General features: G+C 58.6%; 9 protein-coding genes. 3 read left to right on the top strand and 6 right to left on the bottom strand.

All coding sequences use genetic code 11. The annotated features are described in order from the left end of the window. The 6 genes from B2W52_RS04620 to B2W52_RS04645 all read right to left on the bottom strand — a co-directional run. Positions 1 to 1,919, bottom strand: a 1,919-nt coding sequence (locus B2W52_RS04620; RefSeq protein ID WP_286801595.1) for a YhdP family phospholipid transporter, incomplete at its 3' end; no start/stop codon positions are given. 40 nt (positions 1,920 to 1,959) lie between these two features. Continuing rightward, positions 1,960 to 3,441 carry a ribonuclease G gene (rng, locus tag B2W52_RS04625; RefSeq protein ID WP_053112677.1) on the bottom strand — a complete coding sequence of 494 codons (1,482 nt, stop codon included), beginning with the start codon at positions 3,439 to 3,441 and terminating at the stop codon, positions 1,960 to 1,962. Then, entirely contained in the window at positions 3,438 to 4,043 is a 606-nt protein-coding gene (locus B2W52_RS04630) for a Maf family protein (protein ID WP_273072419.1), read from the bottom strand. The genes rng and B2W52_RS04630 overlap by 4 nt, the downstream gene beginning before the upstream one ends. Before the next feature lie 2 nt (positions 4,044 to 4,045). Beyond that, the gene (gene mreD, locus B2W52_RS04635; RefSeq protein ID WP_053112679.1) at positions 4,046 to 4,522 is read right to left on the bottom strand and encodes a rod shape-determining protein MreD; all 477 of its coding nucleotides are present in this window, start codon (positions 4,520 to 4,522) and stop codon (positions 4,046 to 4,048) included. Further along, positions 4,522 to 5,418, bottom strand: coding sequence for a rod shape-determining protein MreC (gene mreC, locus B2W52_RS04640; RefSeq protein ID WP_082220538.1), 897 nt, complete (start codon positions 5,416 to 5,418; stop codon positions 4,522 to 4,524). Before mreC ends, mreD begins: the two co-directional genes overlap by 1 nt. Positions 5,419 to 5,447: 29 nt before the next feature. Beyond that, positions 5,448 to 6,488, bottom strand: a complete 1,041-nt coding sequence (locus B2W52_RS04645) for a rod shape-determining protein (RefSeq protein WP_008170134.1) — start codon at positions 6,486 to 6,488, stop codon at positions 5,448 to 5,450. Between the two features lie 374 nt (positions 6,489 to 6,862). On the opposite strand from B2W52_RS04645, the gene gatC reads away from it, so the two are divergent. Genes gatC through gatB form a run of 3 tightly spaced genes read left to right on the top strand, consistent with a single transcriptional unit; the run spans position 6,863 to position 10,105 of the window. Next, positions 6,863 to 7,150, top strand: coding sequence for an Asp-tRNA(Asn)/Glu-tRNA(Gln) amidotransferase subunit GatC (gene gatC / locus B2W52_RS04650; protein ID WP_273072421.1), 288 nt, complete (start codon positions 6,863 to 6,865; stop codon positions 7,148 to 7,150). An 11-nt stretch (positions 7,151 to 7,161) separates the two neighbouring features. Then, entirely contained in the window at positions 7,162 to 8,619 is a 1,458-nt protein-coding gene (gene gatA, locus B2W52_RS04655; protein WP_273072423.1) for an Asp-tRNA(Asn)/Glu-tRNA(Gln) amidotransferase subunit GatA, read from the top strand. Positions 8,620 to 8,653: 34 nt separating this feature from the next. Beyond that, positions 8,654 to 10,105: an Asp-tRNA(Asn)/Glu-tRNA(Gln) amidotransferase subunit GatB gene (gatB, locus tag B2W52_RS04660; protein ID WP_008170130.1), complete on the top strand. Its 1,452-nt coding sequence runs from the start codon at positions 8,654 to 8,656 to the stop codon at positions 10,103 to 10,105. The last annotated feature ends 165 nt before the right edge of the window (positions 10,106 to 10,270 follow it).

Consider the following 10,270-nt stretch of genomic DNA (forward strand, 5'->3'; position numbering starts at 1 on the left):
GTCTGACCTGCTTCGAGTCGGACCAGCGTGTCGCCATTGTGAACCCTGACACTTCCCCGGGCACCCGTGACCTCTGGCCAGGCGTCATCGTAGCGGACAGATGCCTGTTCGAATTCATAGATCATTGAGGTGACGAAGGAGCCCCGGGGTGCACCAGAACCTATCTGACCATGGCCAAAAAACGTCCCTGAGGTAATATTGGCCTTGAGAATGGCGGTCGTGAGCCAATCGTACAAACCGGGGTTTACCGCCTTAACCGGAACGAAATCCGCCAGCATGTCGGCGTTGCCGTTTTTCACCGACACTTTGAGCCCCAGATTGTCCTCACCCTCTCGATCCATCCTGAGGTCAAAAGCACCGTCCAGTTCGGTGGCCTCGCCGTAACGCATCCGTACGCCATCCGAAAACACACGGGTAATAGCGCCATCCAGCAGCCAGGCCACTTCGCCCTCAAGTACGGGGAATGACCAGGCGCCCCCGAAAAGCTGGGGAAAATCCAGAGAAACGGGCGACTCGCCGGCGGCAATCCGGACATAGCCTCGTTGCCGGTCCAGAGCGATGTCTCCGTTTACAGAGGTAACGCCGGGCGCGCCGCCGTGGGCCCGAACACTGACGTCACGCAACCGGCCGGAAAGCTGAAAGTCTTCCGGGGCGCCCTCGGGGAAGAAGATTCTCAACTGGTCCAGAAAGCCACCGGGCCGATAGTCCTGAAGGGCCCGGAGTGCACGCTCCGGCAATAACGGAAGCCGCGCTGCTAGGCGACGTGTGGGCGCAAGCGGAAGCGCGTCGGCAATGACGGACATGCCTCCCTCCGACGGCGCCAGCCTCAGACTGAAAGGTGAAACCACATCGCCGTCCCAGGTCCACTGGAGCTGCTTCAGATGCCACTCGCCAAGGGCGAAGGCCCCGGATTCGACCACAGTCTCGTCGGTCATCACCGTATCGTGGCGACGCCAGCCAAATCTCGCGCGGATGTCTTCCAGTGGCGCCAGGGATTGAGAGCCAACACCCAACTGCAGATAGGGGGTCCGCACCGTACCGGTCACCTGTTGCAGCAAACCGTTGCGGAACGTAAGCCAGGCTTCCCCGCCAAGATCGAAGCCTTCCACCCGGAGGGATCGCCACTGGTACTCGTCAACCAGTCCGTCGAACAGCCGGCCGGAATCGACGCCAAGGTACAACTGGCCGGTAAAGTCGCCCCGGAAAAAATGCTGGCCCACAAGGGCAAAACTGGCCAGCTGCTGGGTGGTACCAGACTGCATGGCACGGCCGGATGCGTGGAACAATCCACGGCGGTAGTCGAGATCCAGCTGGGGAATATCCAGATGGCGCAGGTTGCCCTGGTTATCCCGGATACCAAGATTGACGCGTGTAATCTTGACGTAAGGATCAGAGAGCCAGTCACCGGCAAGCTCCAGCCACTCCTGCAACTGATTGCTGACCGGTTCCGGTATTTCTGCGCCTCTCACCGCAACATCACCGCCGCGCTCCTGATTCACGGTCAGTTCCAGACCGTCTGCCTGGAAGTCCTCAAAGACAATCCTCAGACGCATCAGCGAGGCCAGCGCAGCAAAGCGGATATTCAGATGCTGGAGGTTGGCAACGACAATTCCGGTGTCAGGGTGAGTGACCTGAATGTCGCTGGCCGTAAAGGCGGGGTCGAGCCAGTACCACTGGGAGGAAAGGCCACCGATGCTGACATCATGGCCCAGTCGGTCTGACAGCTCACGAGCCAGATCATCGCGAAAGCTGTCCACATTCTGGGTCAGTTGGCGGCCAAGACCGGCGTATAAGGCCAGCAGCACCAGAAGTGTCAGCAGCATCCACCAGATCAGGCTGGCGAGCCGCGCCAAAAGCCGAACCGGAGGGCTCTCGGGCAGGTTCTCCGGAAGCGGCGGTTCGTGGTCAGCGGAGGACATTCAGACCCCTTAACCCGGTAACCGGCGCAGTTTCCCGGCATCAGAGCAGAACAACATCATACTGCTCTTGGCTGTAGAAGGGCTCCACCTGGAAGCGAATGGTCTTGCTGATGAAGGTTTCAAGATCGGCCACGTTATCGGATTCCTCATCCAGCAGGCGATCCACCACGCTCTGGGAGGCCATCACCAGATAGCTCTCGGCATCATAGGCGCGATTAACCCGGAGAATTTCCCGGAAAACCTCATAGCAAACGGTCTCGGTGGTTTTCAGAAAACCCCGTCCATCGCAGATGGGGCAAGGTTCGCAGAGCACCTGACCAAGGCTCTCGGTGGTTCGTTTGCGGGTCATTTCCACCAGGCCCAACTCGGAGACGCCGGTGATCTTGGTCTTGGCGTGATCCCGCTCCAGCATCTTCTCCAGCATCCGGTGGACCTGGCGCTGGTGCTCGGGATCTTCCATGTCGATAAAATCGATGATGATAATGCCGCCCAGGTTTCGCAGGCGCAGCTGACGACTGATGGCCCGAGCCGCTTCCAGGTTGGTCTTGAAGATGGTTTCTTCCAGATTCCGGTGCCCGACGAACGCCCCGGTATTGATATCAATCGTGGTCATGGCTTCGGTCTGGTCGATAATCACATAACCACCGGACTTGAGCTGGACCTTTCGGCTCAGGGCCTTCTGGATTTCGTCCTCGACCGAGTAGAGGTCAAATATAGGGCGCTCGCCCGGGTAGTACTCGACCTTGTCGGCAAATTCCGTAACGAACTCCTCGACAAACTCCATCACCCGCTGATGACTCTCGCGGCTGTCGATACGCACCTTTTCGGTCTGGGGCCGGATCAGGTCACGGATGGTGCGAATGAACAACGGCAGATCCTGATACACAACCGCCGGCGCCTGAACCCGGGCAATTCGCTCGTGTATGGACTGACTTAACCGGTGCAGATAAGCCATGTCGCCAATCAGATCCTCAGGTGACGCCGCTTCCGCGGCCGTCCGGATAATATAGCCGCCCTGAACATCCGGATCCTCGGCGGCGGCCTCCTCAACGAGCGTTTTCAGCCGAGCCCGCTCGGTGTCGTCCTCAATTCGCTGCGAAATACCAACGTGGCTGACGCCTGGCATAAACACCAGATACCGCGACGGAATTGAAAGCTGGGTGGTCAGGCGGGCCCCCTTTGTACCGATCGGATCCTTGGTAACCTGGACGACCAGTGACTGCCCTTCCCGAAGCAGGCTTCGAATATCGGGAACGGTTTTGGGAATATCGGCGGGCTCATCGCCATTGGACTGACTCGGAACCACATCGGACGCATGAATGAATGCGGCCCGTTCCAGACCAATATCGACGAACGCCGCTTCCATGCCCGGTAGAACGCGCACCACCTTGCCCTTGTAGATGTTGCCGACAATGCCTTTCCTGCTGGTGCGCTCTATATAGGCTTCCTGCAGCATGCCGTTTTCAACCAGGGCCACCCTCGTTTCCACCGGGGTGACGTTGATCAGGATCTCTTCGCTCATAATGTTTGGCTCTCCAGACTGCGCGGCCAGTTTTTCCAGACCGGGTAACCGGCACCAGCCAGCAATGCGGCGGTTTCCTGCAGCGGCAGACCAACCACGGCACTGTAGCTACCCCGGAGCTCATTAACAAAAATACCACCAAGGCCCTGAATTCCATAACTCCCGGCCTTGTCCATGGGTTCGCCGCTGGCCACGTAGGCTTCGATCTCTCCTTCCGAAAGCTCCCTGAAACAAACCTCGGTATTGACCAGAACCGACTGGCATTGCCCTTCAGTGGCCAGCGCCACGGCAGTCATGACCTGGTGGGTGGCACCGGAGAGGCGGACCAGGGTTTCCCGGGCATCGGCCGGGTCTATCGGCTTACCGAGTATCTCGCCATCGAGCACCACGGAAGTATCCGACCCCAGAACCAGGCATTCCGGTGAGGACCCAGCCACAACCAGCGCCTTCTCCCGGGCCAAACGTTCCACATAGCGTTCCGGGGATTCATCGGGCTCCGGTGTTTCGTCGATGTCCGCCGGACGAACCGAAAAATTCAGGCCGATTTGCTGCAACAGCTCCGCCCGGCGCGGCGAAGCCGAGGCGAGAATGATTGATGGCATGGCTAACCCAGTTTGCGGTTAATGTTGTCCAGCAGGATACAGAATACCGGCCATACCAGGGCGCTGGTCAGGGCCGGCCAGAGGTAGCTGAAGCCAGCATCATCAGCCCCCAGCAATTGCTTTACAAAATGCACCAGCATCTGATTGATGCCCAACAACAGGAACACCATCAGGCACTGCTGGGGCATTGGATACATGCGCAAACGCTGGTGGATAGTAAGCACCAGAAAAGCGATCAAGGCCATCGCCATGGCATTCACGCCAAGAGGCGTGGCTTCCAGCACATCCAGAAGCAGGCCCAGACACCAGGCCAGCAGGATGCCGAACTGGGCCGGAGCCCGGAATGTCCAGTAGAAAACAACCAGCCCCAACCACTCCGGGCGGAACTCGAACCAGCCCACAGGAAACAGGGAAATACTGAACACCAGGGCAACGATCACGGAAAGCACAAAGACCGGATAGCTGATTACGGACAACATCAGTCCTGCCCTCCCTGGCTGGCATCTTCGGCGACGTTGGCAGCGGATGCGTCCTCACCCTCGTCGGTTTCGATCGGCGCGGCATTTTCCGCAGGGAATACTACCAGCACCAGACGGCTCTGGTTGAGTTGCGCCTTGGGTGTGGCTTCAATGGAGACAAAAGGTTCGCCCGGCTCTTTGGATATTCGACTGACTTCCGCGACCGGGTAGCCCCTCGGAAAACGGCCACCAAGACCGGAACTGACGAGCAGGTCGCCCTCGCGAATATCCGCCGTATCCGGCACATGAACGAGATCCAGGGTATCCGTATCGCCGGTACCCAGCAGGATGGCGCGCAAACCGTTACGCACAACCTCCACCGGAACGGCGTGGCTGCTGTCGGAGACGAGCAAGACGCGGGAGGTAATCTGGCTGCTCTGCACCACCTGGCCCATCAGACCATGGGCGTCCAGAATGGCCTGGCCCGGCGACAAGCCGTCACTGCGCCCTTTGTTGATAATAATTTCGTGGGAAAAGGGATCCGGGGAGACACCGACCACCTCGCCAACGATGACGCGGTCATCCAATACTTCTGATGAGTTCATCAGGCGGCGCAGCTCGTTGTTCTCGGAAGCAAGCGCGGCGTATTTCAGGGCGCGACGCTCGAGGATCAGCAAACGAGCCCGGAGATCTTCATTCTCTTCCTGAAGATCCTGTTTATTTTCAAACAGCCCGGCGAACCAGTCGGAAAATTCGTAGGGCGCATTCCCCAGCCAGTACACGGGTGCCAGACCGGTTGCAATGGTACTTCGCACCGTTGAGAGCTTGTCGAAACGCGCATCGGCAACCACCAGGGCTGCCGATACGAGAAGAACAATGAGGAGTCTGAAGCCGGGAACAGGCCCCTGGACAAAGATGGTTTTAATGGCGAGCCCTCCCCACAGGATTATCCCTCCTGGGAGAACATTCCGATGCCACCCCGGTCAATCACTTCCAGCGCCTTGCCGCCACCACGGGCCACACAGGTCAGCGGGTCTTCAGCGATAATCACCGGCAGGCCGGTTTCCTCGCTGATCAGTTTGTCCAGCCCGCGCAGCAGTGCGCCGCCGCCGGTCAGAACAATACCGCGCTCGGCAATGTCGGACGCCAGCTCGGGCGGAGACTGTTCCAGAGCACTCTTGACGGTCTGAACGATCTGCGCCAGGGATTCCTGCAGCGCGTCGAGAATCTCTTCGCTGTTGAGGGTAAATGCCCGGGGCACACCTTCGGCGAGGTTGCGACCGCGCACATCGATCTCGCGGATTTCGAGGCCTTCGTATGCGCAACCGATTTCGTGCTTGATACGCTCGGCGGTGGAGTCACCGATCAGGCTGCCGTAGTTGCGGCGCACGTAGGTAACGATGGCTTCATCGAATTTGTCACCGCCAACCCGCACAGACTCGGCGTAGACGATGCCGTTCAGGGAGATAATGGCGATTTCGGTGGTACCACCACCAATGTCCACGATCATGGAGCCGCTGGCTTCTTCAACCGGCAGACCGGCACCAATGGCGGCGGCCATGGGCTCTTCGATCAGGAAGACTTCCCGGGCACCAGCACCGAGGGCGGATTCGCGAATGGCTTTGCGCTCTACCTGGGTGGACTTGCTGGGAACACACACCAGCACTCTCGGGCTCGGGGTAATGAAGCTGTTCTCATGCACCTTATGAATAAAGTGCTGGAGCATTTTTTCGGTTACCACAAAATCTGCAATCACGCCGTCTTTCATGGGGCGGATAGCGGTGATGTTGCCCGGTGTACGGCCGAGCATGCGCTTGGCTTCAGCGCCGACAGCGGCAACCATTTTCTGAGAGTTGTTGGTGCGAATGGCCACTACCGAGGGCTCGTTCAGCACGATTCCGCGCTCACGCACGTAGATCAGGGTGTTGGCGGTGCCCAGGTCGATGGACAGATCGCTGGAGAAGATGCCTCGGAGTCTTTTTATCAACATTCGTGTAGTTTCAACCTGAGAGTTGCAGTCGCAAAGAAAAGATGCGGCAACTTTAGCAGTGAGCACCCCTGCAGGCAAGGCGCTAACGGGCCTCAAGCCTTACGGTTCACACATTTACCTTATGGGCTGGGGCCTCCCGCCATTGTTCGAATCTGTTACCATGGTCCACCTGATTTTCCGGCTTCGGTGTAGGGCCGCTCGGAGATCCCTTTTCAAAACACGCTACGAGCACGTCCATGTGCGCTTGTTTCGGGCCATCCTTGGCCCTCTACAGTTTTGAAAAGGGATCTCCGAACGTCCCCGCAGTTCAGAGCGGCCCTCTTTTTTCAAAACATTTATTAATGACATTTCATTTATCTGGGAGGCAATGCGTGACCATTTCCCGTGAGGACATTGAGAAAGTCGCTGTGCTCGCCCGCATTCGTGTGGATGACGAGCAGGTTTCGGCTCTGGAGAAGGATCTGGGCAACATCCTGGATCTGGTGGATCAGTTGGGTGCTGCCGACACCAATTCGGTTGAGCCCATGGCCCATCCGCTGAATGCAGTGCAGCGCCTGCGCGCTGACGAGGTAACCGAGACCAATCAGCGTGAGGCGTTCCAGGCGATTGCGCCGGCTACCGAGAACGGGCTTTATCTGGTTCCCAGAGTGATTGAGTGAAAGGACAAGTCATGCATAACAAATCCGTAGCAGAGCTTTCCCGGGAGCTGGAGAGCGGCCAGGTTTCCAGCGTGGAGCTGACCCAGGAGTTCCTCGACCGCATCAAGCGGGAAGATTCGAAGTACAACAGCTTTATTACCGTGACCGAAGAGCAGGCCCTGGCCGATGCCCGGGTCGCGGATGACCAGCGTGCGGCGGGGAATGCGACGCCCTGGACGGGGATCCCGTTTGCGCACAAGGACATTTTCTGTACCAACGGCGTTCGGACCACTTGCGGTTCGAAGATGTTGGAGAACTTTGTTCCGCCTTATGATGCCACCGTTACGGCGAATTTCCGCCAGGCCGGTGCGGTGTGCCTGGGCAAAACCAACATGGACGAGTTCGCCATGGGGTCGTCCAACGAGAACAGTTATTTTGGCGCAGTGACCAACCCCTGGGGCCTGAGTGAAGGCAACAAGCGGGTGCCGGGCGGTTCGTCTGGCGGGTCGGCTGCGGCGGTTGCCGCTCGACTGATTCCGGCGGCTACCGCCACGGATACAGGCGGCTCGATCCGTCAGCCGGCGGCACTGTGTGGTGTTACTGGCCTGAAGCCGACTTATGGCCGGGTGTCCCGGTACGGGATGATTGCCTTTGCGTCCAGTCTCGACCAGGGCGGCACTATGGCTCGCACAGCAGAAGATAATGCGCTGATGCTGAATGTGATGGCAGGTTTTGATCCGAAGGACTCGACGTCTATTGACCGCGAGGTGCCGGATTACACCGCCACGCTGAACGAGCCCCTAAAAGGTTTAAGAATCGGCCTGCCCAGGGAATATTTCAGCGATCAGCTAAGCCCGGCGATGGAGCAGCAGGTTCGCAACGCAGTAAAGGAATACGAGAAACTGGGCGCCACCGTTAAAGAGGTGTCGCTGCCAAACGCGAAGCTCGCGATTGCTGCCTACTATGTAATTGCTCCAGCAGAGGCGTCCGCCAACCTGTCCCGTTTTGACGGGGTACGCTATGGCTACCGCTGCGAGGATCCCAAGGACCTGATGGATCTTTACACCCGCTCCCGCGCGAAGGGTTTTGGTGAAGAGGTGAAACGTCGGATTCTCGTGGGCACCTACGCTCTCTCTGCCGGCTATTTCGATGCCTATTATCTCAAAGCCCAGAAGGTGAGGCGGCTGATCCAGCAGGATTTCATCAATGCCTTCAAGGAAGTGGATGTGCTGATGAGCCCCACCACGCCCTCGCCGGCATTTATTCAGGGTGAAAAAACCAGCGATCCTGTGACCATGTACCTGGAAGACGTATTCACCATCGCCATCAACCTGGCGGGTGTACCGGCCATGTCGGTACCGGCCGGTTTCGTGGACGGTCTCCCGGTGGGTCTTCAGATAATCGGGGATTATTTCTCCGAGGCGCGTCTGCTGAACGCCGCCCATCAGTTCCAGCAGGTGACCGACTGGCACCAGCGTGAACCGCAATAAGCCCGGGACAGGCCCCTTACAGGAGAGAGCAACTATGCAGTGGGACATTGTGATCGGGCTGGAAATTCACGTTCAGCTCGCCACCAAGACCAAGATTTTTTCCGGCTCCAGCACCTCTTACGGCGCCGAGCCCAACACCCAGGCCAACGCGGTTGACCTGGCCATGCCCGGCACTCTGCCGGTGCCTAATGAGCAGGCGTTCCGCTATGCGGTGATGTTTGGCCTGGCCGTGAACGCCCAGATCGAGCGCCGTTCGGTATTCGAGCGGAAGAACTACTTTTACCCGGACCTGCCCAAGGGCTACCAGACCACCCAGCTGGAGCGCCCGATTGTCGGCCCCGGTTTCGTGGACATTGATCTGCCGAACGGTGAGACCAAGCGCGTTCGCATTCACCACGCCCACCTGGAAGAGGATGCCGGCAAATCCCTGCATGAGGATTTCCACGGCATGACCGGCGTGGATCTCAACCGGGCCGGCACACCGCTCATTGAGGTGGTCACCGAACCGGATATGAACAACGCGGAAGAAGCCGTCGCCTTCGCGAAGAAGCTGCACAGCATCGTGACATCCCTGGGCATCTGCGACGGCGACATGTCCCAAGGCTCCATGCGTTTCGACGTGAATATTTCGTTGAAACCGAAGGGGTCCGACACTCTGGGCACACGTACCGAAACCAAGAACCTGAACTCGTTCCGGTTCATGGAGCAGGCCATTGCCCACGAAGTTGAGCGGCAAATGGACGTTCTGGAAGACGGCGGCAGCATCGTGCAGGAAACCCGCCTGTATAACGGCGACCGTGACGAATCCCGCTCCATGCGCACCAAGGAAGAAGCCAACGACTACCGCTACTTCCCCTGCCCGGACCTGCTGCCGGTAGAAATCGATGATTCCTTCATTGAAGAAGCCCGCAACAGTCTCCCGGAACTGCCGGACGCCCGCAAAGTCCGCTTTATGGACCATTACGGCCTGAACGACTACGACGCCAGCCTGCTCAGCGGCGACTCAAAACTGGCCACGTTCTTTGAAGAAGCGGCCAGCCAGGGCAAAGACGCAAAGCTGGTCGCCAACTGGATCCAGGGCGAATTCTCTGCGCGCCTGAATGCAGAGGAGAAATCGGTTGCCGATTCGCCCATCAGCGGTGCTCAGCTGGGCGATCTGGTGGTACGGATTGCCGACAATACGATTTCATCCGCCGGCGCAAAGAAGGTGTTCGAGGCGCTGTGGTCCGGTGAGAACGACAGCGTTGACGCCATCATCGATGCCAAGGGGCTGAAGCAGGTGTCTGACACCGGCGCCCTGGAAGCCATGGTAGACGAGGTTCTGGCGGGCATGCCGGATCAGGTGGCGCAGTATCAGAACGAGGAAGACCCGAAGAAGCGCAAGAAGATGCTTGGGGGTTTCATGGGGCCTCTGATGAAGGCCTCCAAAGGTCAGGGGAATCCCAAGCTGTTTAATGAGATTCTTGTTCGCAAGCTTGGGGGGTGACCCTTTTGGCTTGGGTCGTGGTTTCTGACTGCGGCCCTAGCCTGCTAGCTTGGGGGGACTGCCATGGTGGGTAGAGCCTCCCAAAAAACGCCCGTGAATACATCCCTGTAGGGCTTCGTCGCGCCATCCCTGGCGCTCCAGATTTTTGGGAGGCTCTACCCACCA

The organism is Marinobacter sp. UBA2498 (assembly GCF_002341575.1).
Taxonomy (GTDB): domain Bacteria; phylum Pseudomonadota; class Gammaproteobacteria; order Pseudomonadales; family Oleiphilaceae; genus Marinobacter; species Marinobacter manganoxydans.

Bases quoted from the DNA above. Each gene is read 5' to 3' on its own strand.
- rng (WP_053112677.1), bottom strand. From the start codon at position 3,441: ATGAGCGAAGAGATCCTGATCAACGTCACCCCGGTGGAAACGAGGGTG.
- B2W52_RS04630 (WP_273072419.1), bottom strand. From the start codon at position 4,043: ATGCCATCAATCATTCTCGCCTCGGCTTCGCCGCGCCGGGCGGAGCTG.
- mreD (WP_053112679.1), bottom strand. From the start codon at position 4,522: ATGTTGTCCGTAATCAGCTATCCGGTCTTTGTGCTTTCCGTGATCGTT.
- gatA (WP_273072423.1), top strand. From the start codon at position 7,162: ATGCATAACAAATCCGTAGCAGAGCTTTCCCGGGAGCTGGAGAGCGGC.
- gatB (WP_008170130.1), top strand. From the start codon at position 8,654: ATGCAGTGGGACATTGTGATCGGGCTGGAAATTCACGTTCAGCTCGCC.